The following is a 16,461-nucleotide window of genomic DNA, read 5'->3' as shown; positions in this document are numbered from 1 at the left end:
GGACGTCACTGCTCCGGCGGCAGCGCCTTGTCGACGATTTCGCCATCGGTCTTCAGCCCATGGCGCAGCAGCAGCGGCACATTGCCGATCGCGAACAGCAACGTCAGCGGCACTACCCCCCACAGTTTGAACGCGACCCAGAAATCCCAGCTCTGCGTGCGCCAGACGATTTCGTTGAGCACCGCCATCACGACGAAGAACGCCGCCCAATTGACCGTCAGCAACTGCCATCCGCGCGCGGTCAGCCCCGGATAAGCGCTCTCGAGCAGCATCTGCAGCAGCGGCTTTTTGGTGATCAGGCCATAGATGAGCACGATCGCGAACATCGCGTAGACGAGCGTCGGCTTGACCTTGATGAACGTGTCGTTGTGGAACCACAGGGTCAGCCCGCCGAACACCAGCACCAGCACGCCGGAAATCCACAGCATCGGCGAGATATGCTTCGTCTTCCACAGCGACAGCCCCATGGCGAGGAAGATCGCGACCATGAACGCTGCGGTTGCGGCGAGCATGCGCGTCAGCTGCGGCCCGCCCATGAAGCTGTTCACGGCAAAGAATATCGCCAGCGGACCGAAATCGATCAGCATGCGCAGGCCGGGGGAGGGGGCGGGTTTGCCCGAGCTTTGGGGCGTCATGGATTCGGTCATGCACTCACTCTACAAATGGCGCGGGGCTTGTCGAAGAAAACTGGACGCGGGCGCTCAGCCCTTGGTCAACGCCTCCACCCCGGCGATGATCCGTGACACTTCGCGCGGGTCGAACCCGCGCAGGTCGTCGACCTTTTCGCCGACGCCGATCGCGTGGATCGGCAGGCCGTATTTCTCCGCCGCCGCGACCAGCACGCCGCCGCGCGCGGTGCCGTCCAGCTTGGTCATCACCATGCCGGTCACGCCCGCAACTTCCTGAAACACCGCGATCTGGTTGAGCGCATTCTGCCCGGTGGTCGCATCGAGCACCAGCAACACGTCGTGCGGCGCCTCGGGATCGAGCTTGCCGAGCACGCGGCGGATCTTCGCCAGCTCGTCCATCAGCTCGCGCTTATTCTGGAGTCGCCCGGCGGTATCGACGATCAGCAGGTCGATGCCCTCGGCAGTCGCGCGGCGTAGCGCTTCATGCGCGACCCCTGCGGCATCGCCACCCTCGGCCCCCGCGACGATCGGCACGCCGATCCGGTCGGCCCAGGTGCGCAGCTGCCCGATCGCGGCGGCGCGGAACGTGTCGCCCGCCGCGACCATCACCTTCAGCCCCTGATCTTTCAGGATCGCGGCGAGCTTCGCGATGGTGGTGGTCTTGCCCGATCCGTTGACGCCGATCACCAGCATCACCTGCGGCCGCGCCTTGTCGGTGATCAGCGGCTGGGCGACCTTGGTCAGCACCTTCTCGATCTCGTCGGCGACGACCAGGCGGATGCCCAGCTCCTCCATCCCGCGCTCGACCTGCTCCTCCGCCAGCCGCTCGCGGATCCGCGCCGCCGTCGCCGGGCCCAGGTCGGACGCGATCAGCGCCTCCTCGATCTCGTCGAGCGTCGCATCGTCGAGCCGCCCGGCACCCAGCCCGGCGAGGTTGCCGACCAACCGGTCCGACGTCTTCTTGAACCCGCCGAGCAACCGCTCGCGCCAGCTGGGGCCGCTCATGTTTTTGCTTCCTTCACACCCAATTCCTCTTTCGTCACCCCGGCCTTGGGCCGGGGTCCACCCGGCGGCAAGCGCGAAACAAGAGGCTCAAGCTCCGCGCCTGGAGGCACAGTGGACCCCGGCCCAAGGCCGGGGTGACCAGTGAGTGTGGCAGTGAGCCGCTCATCTTCGATGCCGGTGACCGTGGCTGTCACGATGGTTCCAATTTCAGCCGGGAGGGCTAACCGCACCTCCGCGAAATTCTCTGCATGCCCGCGGTCTCCCGGTCGCTCGACCAGCACCCGCTGCGTCGTCCCGATCAGGCCGCGCAGCCAGTCCGCCCGCCGCGCCGCCGCCCGCTCGCGCATCGCTGCCGCGCGCGCCTTCGCCACGCCCGGCGCAACCTGCGGCATCCGCGCTGCCGGCGTGCCGTCGCGCGGGCTATAGGGAAAGATATGCGCATGCACGATGTCGCAATCGTCGATCAGCGCGAGCGTATTTGCCGCCATACCCTCATCCTCGGTCGGGAAACCCGCGATCAGGTCCGCGCCGATGGCGATCTCCGGCCGCGCTGCCTTCAGCCGCTCGACCAGCGCCACCGACTGCCCACGCAAATGCCGCCGCTTCATCCGCTTGAGGATCATGTCGTCGCCCGCCTGCAGCGACAGGTGCACATGCGGCAGCACGCGGCGCTCCTGCGTCAGCAGCGCGAACAGCCGGTCGTCGATCTCGATCCCGTCGAGCGACGACAGCCGCAGCCGCTCCACCGTCGTATGCGCCAGCACCCGCTCGACCAGCTGCCCCAGCGTCGGCGCGCCGGGCAGATCGGGGCCATAGCTGGTCAGGTCGACCCCGGTCAGCACGATCTCGCGATGCCCCGCGTCGACCAGTGCCTGCACCCGATCGATCACCGCGCCCGCCGGCACCGACCGGCTGTTCCCGCGCCCGAACGGAATCGCACAGAAGGTGCAGCGATGGTCGCAGCCGTTCTGCACTTCAACGAACGCGCGGACATGCGCGGAGAAACTCGCGGCCAGATGCGGTGCCGTCTGGCGCACCGCCATGATGTCCTGCACCAAAGCCGCATCGTCGCGCGCCCAGGATGCCGGGATCAGCTTTTCGGCATTGCCGATCACCCGGTCCACTTCGGGCATCGCGCCGAACGACGCCGGGTCGATCTGCGCCGCGCAGCCCGTTACCACCAGCTGCGCCGAGGGCCGCGCCCGCCGCGCGCGGCGGATCGCCTGGCGCGTCTGGCGCACCGCTTCGTTGGTCACGGCGCAGCTGTTGACGACCACCACGTCGCTGGACCCCAACAGCGCGCGGATCGTTTCGCTTTCGGCAAGGTTGAGCCGACAGCCAAGGCTGATTACCTCAGGTGCGACAATGGAGGACGACATGGCAGGCGATCTAGAGACGCAAGGGATCGAAGTCCATGCGTGCGCGAAGGCGGTGCTGGACTATTGGTTCGACGAACTGCGGCCAGAACAGCAATTCGCAAAGGACGATGCGGTCGATGCGGAGATTGCACGCCGCTTCGGCCACGCCCGCGACGTCGTGCTGGCAAGCGGCGCGGCGGAATGGCGCGACAATCCGGATGCGCTGCTCGCGGCGGTGATCCTGCTCGACCAGTTCAGCCGCAACATCCATCGCGGGACGCCCGAAGCGTTCGCCGCCGACCCGCTCGCACTCGCGCTGACGCTGGAGGCGATCGGCAAGGGCTGGGACCGCGACATGCCGCCGGAGCGCGCGACCTTCCTCTACATGCCGCTGATGCACGCCGAGAATGTCGAGGCACAGCGGATGTGCCTGGAGAAATTCACCGCGCTTGGGCGCCCCGAAAATCTCCGCTTCGCCATGGACCATGCGGTCGTGATCGAACAATTCGGCCGCTTCCCCAGCCGCAACGAAGCACTGGGCCGCGAGTCGACGGCGGAAGAGCTGGAATATCTGAAACGGCCGGATGCGGGTTGGTGAGTTCAATTCCTCCCCTGAGCTTGCTCAGGGGAGGGGACCGCCCGCGCAGCGGGTGGTGGAGGGGCGGCTGCGCAGACAGCCGTTGAGCAGCTCGGCAAAATTCCGCCCTCTTCGGGGCGGCCCCTCCGTCAGCGCTTCGCGCTGCCACCTCCCCTGCGGGGCAGGGGAGGAATTGGCGCTTAGCCCGCCATCCGGTCCGGCCGCTGCGCCTGCAGCTCGCTCTCGACAGTCGGCTCAACCGGTGCCTGTACCAGCAGGCGGCGTTCGGCGAGCAGTCGGCGGGCCCCGCTGACCGACAGCGGCTTGCCATAATGCCAGCCCTGCGCCTTGGCACAGCCGAGCGCTTTCAGCCGCGCGGCGATCGCCTCATCCTCCACGCCTTCGGCGGTGATCGGCAGGTTGAGGCTTTCGCCCAGCGACACGATCGCGTTCACGATCGCCGCCGAATCCGCGCTCTCGTTCAATGAGATCACAAAGCTCTTGTCGATCTTGATCCGGTCGAACGGCAGCGCGCGCAGATGCGCCAGCGACGAATAGCCGGTCCCGAAATCATCGAGCGCAAGCCGCACGCCCTGATTCTTCAAGCTTCCGACGATCGACTGGGCGAGCGAGAGGTTGTCGAACAGCGAGCTTTCGGTGATCTCGATCTCCAGCCGGCTCGCCGGGAAACGCGTCTCGGTCAGCACCTTGATGATCTTCTGCGCCAGCCACGCGTCGCGCAGCTGGATCGGTGAGATGTTGACCGACAGGCTGAGCGAGCTGTCCCAATCGCGCGCGGCGTTGAAGGCCTGGCTCATCAGCGACAGCGACATGTCGGCGATCAGGCCGGTTTCCTCGGCAATCGGGATGAACAGCTCGGGGCTGATCAGGCCACGCGTCGGGTGTTCCCAGCGGGCCAGCACCTCGAACCCGATCAGCTTGCCGGTTTGCAGGTCGACCTGCTGTTCGAAATAGGGGACGATCTCACCGCGCGGGATCGCGGTGCGCAGGCCGTTTTCCAGCTCGTTGCGGGTCTGCAGCTCGCGTTCCATCGAATGGTCGAACCAGGCATAGCGGTTGCGGCCCGATTTCTTGGCGACATACATCGCGATGTCGGCCGATCGCATCAGCGAATCGACCGACTGGCAGTCAAAGTCCGACCGTGCGATTCCGACCGAACAGCTGACATGCAGCCGCAGACCCTCCGCCTCGAACGGTTGCGACATTTGTGCGACCAGCTTCTCGGCGATGCGCTCGATCATGTCGGGATGCTGCGGATCGAACAGAAATGCGCAGGCGAATTCGTCGCCGCCCAGCCGCGCGGTCAGCGCGATCGGCGGCATCGCGCCGGCAATCTCGCCCGCCGCCGCGCGCAGCAGCGCGTCGCCCACGGCATGACCGTGCATGTCGTTGACCGTCTTGAAATGGTCGAGGTCGATGATCATCATCGCCATCGCCTTGCGCCGCTTCTGCCCGCGCACGAACATCGCCGCGCCTTCTTCGGCCAGGCTGCGGCGGTTGAGAAATCCGGTCAGCGGATCACGGCTCGCCAGCATCTGCGCGCGCTCTTCGGCGGCGGCGCGGATGCGCACTTCGTTGCTGAGGCCCCGGTGGCGACGCCAGCCGAACAGGATCAGCGCGACGTTGAGCAGCAGCGCGATCACCAATGTGCGATCGGCCGGCGCCGCGCCCTCCAGATAATGGCGCAGTGTCTTGGACAGCACCGAGCTGCCCGTGCCAACGAACATCAGGATCGCGGCGACGCTGATCGCCCCCATGATCAGGTCCGAGCCTGCACCGCTGCGTTCGGTCCGATCGTTGTCGATGTCCAGCGGCATGCCGGAATTGCTCCCCTTGATACGAGCCGGGGATATCCCATGCCGACCGTGTAGAAGGGGTTAAGGCAAACGCAGGAAGAGGGTTAACGTCGCGACAGTTGCACTTATCTTGGTTTGCGGCTAAGCGCGCTTCCGACCGTTCTCACGAACGCGACGACATATGCCCCCGGCAACGCTGGCTGACGAGGTTTCGTCCGCCGGCGTTTTATGCGTTTCGGACGTGAGAGCAATGGGAGAAGCGAGTGTTTGACAGTCTGAGCGAACGGCTTGGCGGCGTATTCGACCGTCTCAAGGGCCGTGGCGCGCTGACCGAAGCGGATGTGCGGACCGCGATGCGCGAAGTGCGTATCGCGCTGCTCGAGGCAGACGTCGCGCTGCCGGTCGCCCGCCAGTTCGTCGACAGCGTCACCGAACAGGCGGTGGGGCAACAGGTGCTGCGTTCGGTCACGCCGGGGCAGCAGGTCGTCAAGATCGTCAACGACGCGCTGGTCGCGATGCTCGGCCCGGACACGGCCGAGCTGCAGATCGACGTCACCCCGCCCGCCGTGATCATGATGGTCGGCCTGCAGGGCTCGGGCAAGACGACCACGACCGCCAAGCTCGCCCGCCTGCTGAAGAAGCAGGGCAAGAAGGTGATGATGGCGTCGCTCGACGTCAATCGCCCGGCGGCGCAGGAGCAGCTGGCGGTGCTCGGCACCCAGATCGAGGTCGCGACCTTGCCGATCGTCGCGGGGCAGCAACCGGTCGATATCGGCCGCCGCGCGATGCAGGCCGCCAAGCTGCAGGGCTTCGACGTCCTGATGCTCGACACCGCGGGCCGCCTGCACGTCGACCAGCAGCTGATGGACGAGATGAAGGCGGTGGCCGACATCTCGAAGCCGCAGGAAATCCTGCTCGTCGTCGACTCGCTGACCGGCCAGGACGCGGTCAATGTGGCGCAGAACTTCAGCGATCAGGTGCCGCTGACCGGCGTCGTGCTGACCCGCATGGACGGCGATGCGCGCGGCGGCGCGGCGCTGTCGATGCGCGCGGTCACCGGCAAGCCGATCAAGTTCGCCGGCGTCGGTGAAAAGCTCGACCAGATCGAGCCGTTTCACCCCTCGCGCGTCGCCGGCCGCATCCTCGGCATGGGCGATGTGGTGTCGCTGGTCGAAAAGGCCGCCGCGTCGATCGAGGCCGAAGACGCCGAGAAGATGGCGGCGCGCCTCGCCAAGGGTCAGTTCGACATGAACGACCTGCGCGGCCAGCTTGCGCAGATGCGCCGCATGGGCGGCCTCGGCGCGCTCGCCGGCATGATCCCCGGCATGAAGAAGGCGCAAGGCGCTGTCGAACAGGCCGGCGGCGACAAGATCCTGCTGCGCATGGACGCGATCATCACCTCGATGACCGTCAAGGAACGCGCCAAGCCCGAACTGATCAACGCCAAGCGCAAGATCCGTATCGCCAAGGGCAGCGGCACGACCGTTCAGGACGTGAACAAGCTGCTCAAGATGCACCAGGAAATGTCCACCGCGATGAAGCGGCTCAAGAAGATGGGCGGCCTTAAGGGCATGCTGGGCATGCTCGGCAAGGGCGGCATGGGCGGCCTCGGCAACGCGCTGGGCGGTCCGGGCATGGGCGACATGATGGGCAAGATGGGCGGCCCCGGCGGCGGGCTGCCCGGCCTGCCCGGCGGTGGCGGCGACATCCCGCCCGAACTCGCCAAGTTTTTGAACAAGAAGAAGTAATCGTTTCAACGCTTTGAATTTACAGAAGGAAGATTAAATGGCTCTCAGCATGCGTCTGTCGCGTGGCGGTTCGAAGAAGCGCCCTTATTACCGCATCGTCGTTGCCGATGCGCGCTCGCCCCGCGACGGCAAGTTCATCGAGAAGATCGGCACCTACAACCCGCTGCTCGCCAAGGATGACGAGAAGCGCATCATCCTCGACACCGATCGTGCGAAGCATTGGCTGAGCGTCGGCGCGCAGCCGACCGACCGCGTCGCCCGCTTCCTCGACGTCACCGGCGTCAAGGAGCGCGCTGCCAAGAACAACCCGAACAAGGGCAAGCCGGGCGAGAAGGCCGTCGAGCGCGCCGAGGAAAAGGCTGAGAAGCTGAAGGCCGCCGAGGAAGCCGCCGCCGAAGCCAAGGCCGCTGCCGAAGCCGCCGCTGCTGCTCCGGCCGAAGAGCCCGCCGCTGAAGAAGCAGCCGCTGAAGAAGCTCCGGCAGCTGAAGAAGCGACCACCGAGGAAGCTCCGGCTGCCGAAGCTGGCGAAGAAAAGGCCGAGGGCTGATCTATCAAGTCCCCCTCCCGCTTGCGGGAGGGGCGCTCAATCATTCCCCTCCCGCTTGCGGGAGGGGCTAGGGGAGGGCATGTCCGCCCGCGATGCCGCCTGAGACAAGCCCTCCCCCGACCCCTCCCGCAAGCGGGAGGGGAGACCTGCCCGTCACGCTCGCCGTCATCATCGGCGCGCACGGCGTGACGGGGGAGGTCCGCCTCAAGGTCTTTGCCGAAGATCTGTCGGTGCACCGCCGCTTCAACGGCGGTGCGCTGACGCTCAAATCGGTGCGCCCCGGCAATAATGGCGCAATCGCGCGCTTTGCCGAAGTCGCCGACCGCAACGCGGCCGAAGCGCTGCGCGGCACCGAACTCACCGTCGCACGCGCCGAACTCCCGCCGCTGGGCGAGGGCGAATATTACCACGCCGACCTGCTCGGCCTGTCCGTCGTCGCGGAAAGCGGCGACCCGATCGGCACGATCGTGACGGTTGAAAATTTCGGCGCGGGCGATGTGCTCGAAATCGAAAAACCCGACGGCAAGCGCTTCATGGTCCCGATGCGCGCAGAAGCGGTGCCCGCATGGGACGCGAACACGCTCACCATCGCCGACGGCTGGGCGGAATAGAGCGAGCCGGCTCGAATAATTCCGATGTACTCAGTGCCTTAAGCGCGCTCGACGCGGCGAGGGCGGCTGCGCATCACCCTGGGCGTAAGCAATGCGCTTTACATATCCAGTAAGTTATATATCTATACGGATATGGATGAGTCGCTCGATCTAGCCTTCGCCGCCCTGGCCGACCCCACCCGCCGCGCGATCCTCGCACGGCTGGCAAAGGGGGAGGCCACGGTGTCCGAACTCGCCGCACCGTTCGCGGTCAGTCAGCCCGCCATTTCCAAGCATCTCAAGGTGCTCGAACGCGCCGGTTTCGTCGAAACCGCCACCGCCGGCCAGTCGCGCCCGCGCCGTCTCAACCGCGCCGCGCTCGCGCTTGCCGCCGACTGGCTCGACCGGCTCGGTGCCGACTGGGATGCCAAGTTCGACCGCCTCGACGCCTATCTCGCCACGCTCAACACTGGAGACCCCGCATGACCGACGCCGCCGTGACCCCCGAATTCACCATCCAGCGCACCTTCGCCGCCCCGCTCGACCGCGTGTTCGACGCCTGGGCCGACCCGGTGCAGATGGCGCGCTGGTCAGGGCCGGAGGGGACGCGGGTGACGGTGCTCAGCGGCACCATCGCGACCGGTGCAACGCTGCACGCCCGCTCGGACGCGGCGGATGGCAGTGTGCTCCACACGCTGTGCGACTATCGCACGGTCGATCGCCCCGACCACCTCGTCTATGATCAGAGCTTCGCCGATGCCGACGGCAACATCGTGCCATGCCCGTTCTTCGACGCCTGGCCCGCGACGCTGCGCACCGATATCCGGTTCGAGGCGGTCGCGGGCGGCACGCGCATCACCCTGCGCTGGATCCCGATTGATCCGACCGCCGAGCAGGCGGCCAGCTTCGTCGCGGCGATGGAATCGATGACCGGTGGCTGGAGCGGCAGCTTCGACAAGCTCGACAGCTACCTCGCGGCGTAACGCGCGCAGGGGTTTGCGTGCGGGGCGGAATTCTGGTTGGCTGCGCGCCATGAAGCTCCGCCTCGCCGCCGCCCTCGCGCTCGCCCCGCTGCCCGCGCTCGCCCAGACCCCAGCGGGCCAGATCCCGCCCGCTCAGGTCACCGAGATCGGCGATCATTTCGCCAAATATCGCGACCAGAACCCGACCCCCGGCATGGTCTATATGGTCATCAAGGACGGCAAGCCGGCGCTGTCTGCGATGGTCGGGACGCAGACCCTCGGCGGCGCGCCGGTCACGCTCGACACCCGCTTCCGCATCGCGTCGATGAGCAAGGCGTTTACCGCGCTCGCGATCCTGAAATTGCGCGACGAGGGGCGGCTGGCCCTCGACGACCTGGCCGAACAGCACATCCCTGAAATGCGCGGCTGGAAATACCCGACCAGCGACAGCCCGCGCATCCGCATTCGCGACCTGCTCGCGCATGTCGGCGGCATGGTCACCGACGATCCCTGGGGCGACCGGCAACAGGTGCTGAGCGAGGCGCAGTTCAGTGCGATGATCGCGCAGGGCGTGCCGTGGAGCCGTACCGGCGGGATGGCGCACGAATATTCCAACTATGGCTATGCGCTGCTCGGCCGCATCATCACCAACGCCTCGGGTGAGCCGTATCAGGCCTATATCGGCCGCACGATCCTCAAGCCGCTCGGCATGACCGCGACCACCTATGACATCGCGCAGGTGCCGCGCGACAAGTTCGCGCTCGGCTATCGCTGGGAGGACGAAAAGTGGGTGGCCGAGCCGGAGATGCGTGACGGCGCATTCGGGGCGATGGGCGGGATGATCACCACCGCCAATGACTATGGCAAATGGGTCGGCTTCTTGCTGTCGGCCTGGCCCCCGCGCGACGGCGCCGAGACCGGCCCGGTCAAGCGCGCCACGGTGCGGGAAATGGTGCAGGGCCTCAACTTCGTCCGCGTCGGGCCGCGACGCGGTGCGCCGGAGGGCGACACGTGCAAGCACGGCACCGCCTATGGCATGGGCCTGCGGATCACCAGCGACTGCGACCTCGGCGTCGCGCTGGAGCATGGTGGCGGCTATCCCGGCTATGGCAGCTATGTCGTGTTGGTGCCGGAGCGCGGCATCGCCGCCTTCGCCTTCACCAACAAGACCTATACCGCCCCCGCCGTGCCGGTATGGCAGTCGCTCTGGTCCTTGGCGCGGGCCGGAGCGGCGGACCCCCGCGCGGTGCCGCTCAATCCGCTATTGGCGCAAATGCACGACGCCGCCCGCGCCGCCTATGCCGCCGGCGACCTAAAGCCGCTCGACGGCAAGCTCGCGATGAACTTCCTGATGGACCGCGACGCCGCGCACTGGCGGGTAGAATTCGCGCGGATCAAGGGGCTGGTCGGTGACTGCGCCACCGCCGAACCGCTGTTTGCAACCGGCAACCTCACCACCGCCTTCCGCTGGAACTGCGCCAAGGGGAAGCTCGACGGCCAGATCCTCATGGCCCCGACCAACCCGCCTACGATCCAGGCGCTGCGGTTCGCGCCGCGACCCGACTAACCCCCACCGTCGCCCCGGCCTTGAGCCGGGGCTGGGCTGTCTCTTTGACCTCGAGAAAGAAGCCTTGCCCCGGGTCAAGCCCGGGGCGACAAGTAAACAGGTGGCGCTTGCCAACCTTCGGAGCCGAGACCTTGCCAAACCGCAATACAGCCAAGGGATGGATCGCGGTCATCGTCGCCGGTGTGGCCCTGACTACCGCTGGATTCACCGCCTCAATCCCCATCGCATCCGAATGCAGCACCCCGCAGGAGGTGCATTGGTGGATCGCAGCTCCGTTCTTCGCTCTCTTTGGCATCACGGGAGCCTATGTCACGGTCGTCGGCACGCGCGCTCAGCGTCTGCTGCTGTTTGTTGGCACAGTGCTGACTGTTGCGGGCTATGTCGGAGGCCTCTCGCTCACATTGCCGACGGCTTTCCAGACCGAGATTTCGTGCGCTGCGGCCGGCGAGCGTTAGGCCGCACTACCGCCAAATCGCCCGCTGCGCGCTCAGCATATTCCGGATCGTCGTCGACGCGACGCCCGCCTGACCCATCGCGTTGCTGATCTGGTCCAGCCCCTTGACCACGTCGCCCGCCGCGAACAGGCCGGGGATGCTGGTGCGTTGGTGGTCGTCCACCTCAAGACAGCCCTCCACCGTCGCCGCCGCGCCCGCCGCCACCGCCAGGTCGGAGCGGATGCGCGACCCCAGCGCCGGGTAGATGCTGTCGAAGGCCATCCGCCCCTGCGCGGTATCCAGCGCTATCCGATCCCCCTCGATCGCATAGCCCCCGCACGGCCCATCCACCCGCGCGATTCCCGCTTCCTCCAGCTTGGCGAGCCACGCCGCATCCAGCCGATGCTCTACATCCGGCGCGATCAGCGTCACGTCGCGGGTAAAGCCGCGCAGGAACAGCGCCTCGCGCATCCCATGATCGCCGGTCCCGATCACGCCGACGCGCTTGTCGGTCACCTCATAGCCATCGCACACCGGGCAATAGCGCAGCAGCCCACGCGCCAGCGCCGGATCATGCACCGCATCCGCCAGCCCCTCGGGCCGGTGATTGACCACCCCGGTCGCCAGCAGCACCGAGCGTGTCGCCACCCGCCGCTCGCCCGAATGGACGATAAAGCCCTCCGCGACCGGCTCGACCCGCGTCACCTTGGCCGGCTCGCGCACCGCGCCATACAGCTCCGCCTGCGCCAGCATTCGCCGCAACAGCTCGACCCCCTCGATCCCCTCGGGATAGCCGGCATGGTTGTGCGTGCGCGGGATCAACGCCGCGCGGCTCGACCCGCAATCGAACAGCCGGATCGACAGGTGATAGCGCGCCAGATAGATCGCCGCCGTCAGTCCAGCCGGCCCAGCGCCGACGATGATACAGTCTTCCATGACCGCCATAGCGCGGCGGGGGCGGGTAGGTTCCTTGAAGCCGATGACGCGAATGTATATACATTCGGACTATACGGAGGCGCATATGGGTGACGAGTTCAAAACCCGCACGTTCAAATCGGGCAATTCGGTCGCGCTGCGCCTGCCCAAGGCGCTCGGGCTGAGCGATGGCGACGAGGTGACGATCGTGCCGCATGCCGATGGCAGCTTCTCCTTCTGGCCGAGCGGTTCGGCCAAGCGCGTGTTCCTCAGCCTGTACGGAGCCTTCTCCGACGGGTTCATGGCGGATGGCCGCGGCGACACCGAGCAAGAGGAGCGCGACTGGAGCGGATCGGCACCGGATCGCGCCGCATGATCATGCTCGACACCAATGCCTGTATCGACTTCGCCAAGGCGCGCAGCGATCGGCTGCGCGACCGGCTGGGAGAGGCGTTTGAGGGCGGCATCGCGATCTCGGCGGTGACGCTGGCCGAATTGCGGGTCGGAGCGAAGGCACCGGGGGCGGACCCGACCGATGCCCGGCGGCTCGATCTGCTGATCCACTCACTCACTTTGCTCGACTTCGATGCCGCTGCTGCTGAGGACTATGCCGATATCGTCCGACAGGTTGGCGTGCGGCGCCGAAGCTTCGACCGGCTGATCGCAGCACACGCCCGCTCGCGTGGCTTGCTGCTGGTGACCAACAACGAACGTGACTTCGCCGATGTGCCGGGTCTCAAAGTGGAAAACTGGACCCGATGACCTTCGCCGCCACCGTCTTGACCCTCTACCCGGACATGTTTCCCGGCCCGCTCGGCCATTCGATCGCCGGGCGCGCGTTGAGCGAGGGGAAATGGAGCCTCGACACCGTCCAGATCCGCGACTTTGCCACCGACAGGCATCGCACCGTCGACGACACGCCAGCCGGGGGCGGGGCGGGGATGGTGCTCAAGCCCGATATCCTCGCCGCCGCCTGTGACAGTGTCGGCTACGACCGCCCGATGCTGGCGATGACCCCGCGCGGCGCGCCGCTGACGCAGGACCGGGTGCGCGCGCTCGCCGCCGGTCCCGGCGTGTCGATCCTGTGCGGCCGGTTCGAGGGGTTTGACGAACGGCTGTTCGACGCGCGCCCGATCGAACAGGTGTCGATCGGCGACTATGTCCTGTCGGGCGGAGAGATGGGCGCGCTGGTGCTGCTCGACGCTTGCATTCGGCTGCTTCCCGGCGTAATGGGCGCGCCTTCCAGCGGAGTCGAGGAAAGCTTCGAAAGCGGCCTCCTCGAATATCCGCAATTTACCCGACCCGTCGAATGGGAAGGGCGGATGATCCCGCAAGTGCTGCGATCGGGGGATCATGCGCGGATCGCGGCCTGGCGAAAGCAACAGGCCGAGACCGATACACGGCTAAGGAGGCCGGATCTTTGGGAGCGCCATGAGGGCGCTCGGGTCCAGTCTCCCTCTGGCGCGCGGCACGAAAAGGAATGAGAGCCATGAACCTGCTCCAGCAGATCGAGGCCGAGAATGTTGCAAAGTTCTCTGCCGACAAGAAGATCCCCGAATTCCGTCCCGGTGACACGCTGCGCGTCGGCGTGAAGGTCGTCGAAGGCGAGCGCACCCGCGTTCAGGCCTATGAAGGCGTCTGCATCGCCCGCGCCAACAAGGGCATGGGCAGCAACTTCACCGTTCGCAAGATTTCGTTCGGTGAGGGCGTCGAGCGCGTCTTCCCGCTCTATTCGCCGAACATCGACAGCATCGAAGTCGTCCGTCGCGGCGTCGTGCGTCGTGCCAAGCTCTATTATCTGCGTGGCCGCACCGGCAAGTCGGCGCGTATCGCCGAACGCCGTGACCCGCGTCCGGCCAAGGCGACCACCGCCGCCGAGTAATCGGCCTTCGGCAGGAACAAGCGCGGGGCGCGGGGGCGAAAGCTTCCGCGCCCCGTTTGATTCCGGACCACGCGACACTAAGTTGAACGGGTGACAGCCCGCTCCATTGCCTTCCTCGCCCAAGAGTCCCGGTCAGTCCGGGCGGCGGCGCTGTGGATCGCCCTGCTCGTCGCACTGGCATCGTCCCTGCTCAGCAGCGGCCCGCCGCGCACCGTGGCGTTTGGCTCGGCGTTCAACCCGGCAACCATGGTTGAAGCGCTCCGCCCGCTGCGGCCCGCACCGCGGGTCGTGGCACCCAATGTGCGCCCCGACCCCGATCCCGTAGCTGGAGCGGGTAACGCCACGCTCTCCGGCACGGCAATACCGCTGATCGTCGCGGCCCCCGATGGCATCGACGCGCACCCCTCCGCCGTCGCGTCCGTCCCCGTCAGCCCGTCTCACCCACCGCGTGTCGGCAGCCCGCGCGGCCCACCCACCGCCTGACATTCCCCGTTCGCGCTCCGGCGCGGTTTCAGGAGAGATGTCATGAACAATGCGCACGACAAACGGCAGCCCTGGTGGTTTGCGCCGATCGTCTGGAGTGGAGTGGCGGCCAGCACGGCGGCTGCGGCGCTCGTGATCGGCGGCACCAGCGGCTGAACGCACTGCCCGGGCCGTACGTTACGGTCCGGGCCACAACCGGGACAGCTGCCAGCCTATGCACCACACACCGCTTATCGCCACGATCGTGGCCGGACTCGTCATCGCCTTCATCATGGGGGCGATCGCCCACAAGTTGAGGGTTTCGCCGATCGCCGGCTATCTGCTCGCCGGGATCATGGTCGGGCCGTTCACGCCGGGCTTCGTCGCCGACGGCAACCTTGCCGCCGAACTGGCCGAGATCGGCGTCATCCTGCTGATGTTCGGCGTCGGCCTGCATTTCTCGCTCCGCGACCTGCTCGCGGTGCGCAAGATCGCGGTGCCCGGAGCGATTGGCCAGATCGCCGCCGCGGTGGTGATGGGGATGGGCCTGTCCTGGACGCTGGGCTGGGACCCGCTCGCTGGGTTCGTCTTCGGCCTTGCTTTGTCGGTCGCGAGCACCGTGGTGCTGCTGCGGGGCCTTCAGGGCTTTGGCATTGTCGATACCGAACGCGGTCGCATCGCGGTGGGCTGGCTGATCGTCGAGGATCTGGTGATGGTGCTCGCGCTGGTGCTGCTCCCGGTGCTGGCGCAGGTGGTGACGAGCGACGGCCCGATGACCTGGAGCGCTCTGCTCGTCCCGCTGGCGCAGATCGGGTTCAAGGTCACCGGCTTCCTCGTCGTCATGCTGCTGGTCGCGCGCCGGTTGATCCCGATGGCGCTGCACTGGGTCGTGCATACCGGGTCGCGGGAGCTGTTCCGCCTCGCCGTCCTGGCCATCGCGCTCGGGGTCGCATTCGGTGCGGCGGTGGTGTTCGACGTGTCCTTCGCGCTCGGCGCTTTCTTCGCGGGAATGATCCTCGGCGAAACACCGCTCAGCCGTCAGGCGACCGAAGAGACGCTGCCGCTGCGCGATGCGTTCGCGGTGCTGTTCTTCGTGTCGGTCGGCATGTTGTTCAATCCGGCGGTGATCGTGGAGCAGCCGCTGCCGCTGATCGCGACCTTCCTGATCATCGTGGTCGGCAAGTCGCTGGTCGCCTATGCCATCGTCCGCGCGCTCGGTCGCACGCACCGCATCGCGGTGACCGCCGCCGCCAGCCTCGCCCAGATCGGCGAATTCTCGTTCATCCTGGTGGGGCTGGGCGTGTCGCTGCAGATACTGCCGCCGGAGGGGCGCGATCTGGTGCTGGCGGGCGCTTTGCTGTCGATCCTCGCCAACCCGTTCATCTTCAACGCCTTCGTCCCGCGCCGGCAGGAACAGACCGACCCGATCGAACCGCCGCTCGATACCGGCGACCGCACGGGCCATATCGTGCTGGTCGGCTATGGCCGGGTCGGCAAGCTGATCGCGCGCGACCTGCTGGCGAGGAAGCGCCCGTTCATCCTGATCGAGGATCAGGCGGACATCGCCAATGTCGCGAAGGGGGCGGGGCTCGACGTCGTGCGCGGCAACGGCGTCGATCCCGAGGCGCTGAAGGCCGCCGGGGTCGATCGCGCGGCAAAGCTGCTGATCGCGATCCCCCATGGGTTCGAGGGCGGCGCGGTCGTCCAGGCAGCGCGCGAACTCAACCCCGGCATCGCCATCGTCGCGCGCGCGCATTCGGACGCTGAAGTCGAGCATCTCGAAGCGCGCGGCGCGGGTGATGTCGTGGTCGGCGAGCGCGAGATCGCCAGCCGCATGCTCAGCCTGTGCGCGGCGCGGGCGGCTCGGGGGTAACCTCTATCGTCATCCCCGCGAAAGCGGGGACCCATCTCCTGCAGTTTCCTCTCGCCACTACGGCTGTCGTGCGGGATAGCTTGGGAGATGGGTCC

19 protein-coding genes are annotated in these 16,461 nt (G+C 67.0%); 14 read left to right on the top strand and 5 right to left on the bottom strand.

Annotated elements, in window-relative coordinates; genetic code table 11:
• Positions 1 to 5: 5 nt before the first annotated feature.
• From ACRYLO_RS07655 to mtaB, 3 genes are read right to left on the bottom strand one after another with little or no spacing between them, the layout of a single operon-like run.
• Entirely contained in the window at positions 6 to 647 is a 642-nt protein-coding gene (locus tag ACRYLO_RS07655; RefSeq protein ID WP_482659615.1) for a septation protein A, read from the bottom strand.
• 54 nt (positions 648 to 701) lie between these two features.
• A complete protein-coding gene (gene ftsY / locus ACRYLO_RS07650) occupies positions 702 to 1,634 on the bottom strand; it encodes a signal recognition particle-docking protein FtsY (protein ID WP_482659614.1) in 933 nt (310 codons plus the stop codon).
• Entirely contained in the window at positions 1,631 to 3,013 is a 1,383-nt protein-coding gene (gene mtaB / locus ACRYLO_RS07645; RefSeq protein WP_482659613.1) for a tRNA (N(6)-L-threonylcarbamoyladenosine(37)-C(2))-methylthiotransferase MtaB, read from the bottom strand. The genes ftsY and mtaB overlap by 4 nt, the downstream gene beginning before the upstream one ends.
• Here mtaB and ACRYLO_RS07640 point away from each other — a divergent pair.
• On the top strand, positions 3,012 to 3,590 hold the full coding sequence (locus tag ACRYLO_RS07640) for a DUF924 family protein (RefSeq protein ID WP_482659612.1): 579 nt from the start codon (positions 3,012 to 3,014) through the stop codon (positions 3,588 to 3,590). The genes mtaB and ACRYLO_RS07640 overlap by 2 nt on opposite strands.
• Positions 3,591 to 3,769: 179 nt before the next feature.
• Here the strand turns inward: ACRYLO_RS07640 and ACRYLO_RS07635 are convergent, their stop codons facing one another.
• Positions 3,770 to 5,407: a putative bifunctional diguanylate cyclase/phosphodiesterase gene (locus ACRYLO_RS07635; RefSeq protein WP_482659611.1), complete on the bottom strand. Its 1,638-nt coding sequence runs from the start codon at positions 5,405 to 5,407 to the stop codon at positions 3,770 to 3,772.
• Between the two features lie 242 nt (positions 5,408 to 5,649).
• Here ACRYLO_RS07635 and ffh point away from each other — a divergent pair, with 242 nt between their 5' ends.
• The 7 genes from ffh (at position 5,650) to ACRYLO_RS07600 (ending at position 11,255) form a co-directional block, all read left to right on the top strand.
• On the top strand, positions 5,650 to 7,134 hold the full coding sequence (gene ffh / locus ACRYLO_RS07630) for a signal recognition particle protein (RefSeq protein WP_482659610.1): 1,485 nt from the start codon (positions 5,650 to 5,652) through the stop codon (positions 7,132 to 7,134).
• A 37-nt stretch (positions 7,135 to 7,171) separates the two neighbouring features.
• Positions 7,172 to 7,681 carry a 30S ribosomal protein S16 gene (rpsP, locus tag ACRYLO_RS07625; RefSeq protein WP_482659609.1) on the top strand — a complete coding sequence of 170 codons (510 nt, stop codon included), beginning with the start codon at positions 7,172 to 7,174 and terminating at the stop codon, positions 7,679 to 7,681.
• A gap of 92 nt (positions 7,682 to 7,773) precedes the next feature.
• Entirely contained in the window at positions 7,774 to 8,292 is a 519-nt protein-coding gene (gene rimM, locus ACRYLO_RS07620; protein WP_482659608.1) for a ribosome maturation factor RimM, read from the top strand.
• A gap of 132 nt (positions 8,293 to 8,424) precedes the next feature.
• The gene (locus ACRYLO_RS07615) at positions 8,425 to 8,757 is read left to right on the top strand and encodes an ArsR/SmtB family transcription factor (RefSeq protein WP_482659607.1); all 333 of its coding nucleotides are present in this window, start codon (positions 8,425 to 8,427) and stop codon (positions 8,755 to 8,757) included.
• The gene (locus tag ACRYLO_RS07610) at positions 8,754 to 9,254 is read left to right on the top strand and encodes an SRPBCC family protein (RefSeq protein ID WP_482659606.1); all 501 of its coding nucleotides are present in this window, start codon (positions 8,754 to 8,756) and stop codon (positions 9,252 to 9,254) included. Before ACRYLO_RS07615 ends, ACRYLO_RS07610 begins: the two co-directional genes overlap by 4 nt.
• 49 nt (positions 9,255 to 9,303) lie before the next feature.
• The gene (locus tag ACRYLO_RS07605; RefSeq protein WP_482659605.1) at positions 9,304 to 10,800 is read left to right on the top strand and encodes a serine hydrolase domain-containing protein; all 1,497 of its coding nucleotides are present in this window, start codon (positions 9,304 to 9,306) and stop codon (positions 10,798 to 10,800) included.
• 107 nt (positions 10,801 to 10,907) lie between these two features.
• Complete coding sequence (locus ACRYLO_RS07600) at positions 10,908 to 11,255, top strand: hypothetical protein (protein ID WP_482659604.1); 348 nt, start codon at positions 10,908 to 10,910, stop codon at positions 11,253 to 11,255.
• Between the two features lie 6 nt (positions 11,256 to 11,261).
• On the opposite strand, the gene ACRYLO_RS07595 is transcribed toward ACRYLO_RS07600, so the two are convergent.
• A complete protein-coding gene (locus ACRYLO_RS07595; protein ID WP_482659603.1) occupies positions 11,262 to 12,170 on the bottom strand; it encodes an NAD(P)/FAD-dependent oxidoreductase in 909 nt (302 codons plus the stop codon).
• Positions 12,171 to 12,213: 43 nt separating this feature from the next.
• Between ACRYLO_RS07595 and ACRYLO_RS07590 the strand changes: the two genes are divergently transcribed.
• The 6 genes from ACRYLO_RS07590 to ACRYLO_RS07565 all read left to right on the top strand — a co-directional run bounded on the left by ACRYLO_RS07590 (position 12,214) and on the right by ACRYLO_RS07565 (position 16,366).
• Complete coding sequence (locus tag ACRYLO_RS07590; RefSeq protein ID WP_482659602.1) at positions 12,214 to 12,525, top strand: antitoxin; 312 nt, start codon at positions 12,214 to 12,216, stop codon at positions 12,523 to 12,525.
• Positions 12,522 to 12,911, top strand: coding sequence for a PIN domain-containing protein (locus ACRYLO_RS07585; RefSeq protein ID WP_482659601.1), 390 nt, complete (start codon positions 12,522 to 12,524; stop codon positions 12,909 to 12,911). The genes ACRYLO_RS07590 and ACRYLO_RS07585 overlap by 4 nt, the downstream gene beginning before the upstream one ends.
• Complete coding sequence (trmD, locus tag ACRYLO_RS07580; RefSeq protein WP_482659600.1) at positions 12,908 to 13,633, top strand: tRNA (guanosine(37)-N1)-methyltransferase TrmD; 726 nt, start codon at positions 12,908 to 12,910, stop codon at positions 13,631 to 13,633. Before ACRYLO_RS07585 ends, trmD begins: the two co-directional genes overlap by 4 nt.
• Positions 13,634 to 13,638: 5 nt before the next feature.
• The gene (gene rplS / locus ACRYLO_RS07575) at positions 13,639 to 14,031 is read left to right on the top strand and encodes a 50S ribosomal protein L19 (RefSeq protein ID WP_482659599.1); all 393 of its coding nucleotides are present in this window, start codon (positions 13,639 to 13,641) and stop codon (positions 14,029 to 14,031) included.
• Between the two features lie 90 nt (positions 14,032 to 14,121).
• Positions 14,122 to 14,514 (top strand): hypothetical protein, encoded by a 393-nt coding sequence (locus ACRYLO_RS07570; RefSeq protein ID WP_482659598.1) that lies wholly within the window; start codon positions 14,122 to 14,124, stop codon positions 14,512 to 14,514.
• Positions 14,515 to 14,728: 214 nt separating this feature from the next.
• Positions 14,729 to 16,366 (top strand): cation:proton antiporter domain-containing protein, encoded by a 1,638-nt coding sequence (locus ACRYLO_RS07565; RefSeq protein ID WP_482659597.1) that lies wholly within the window; start codon positions 14,729 to 14,731, stop codon positions 16,364 to 16,366.
• Positions 16,367 to 16,461 lie beyond the last annotated feature (95 nt).

The sequence above is a fragment of the Sphingomonas sp. SDUR79 genome (assembly GCF_056821745.1).
The sequence above is the reverse complement of the archived record's forward strand: the minus strand, read 5'-3'. Positions and strand labels throughout refer to the sequence as shown.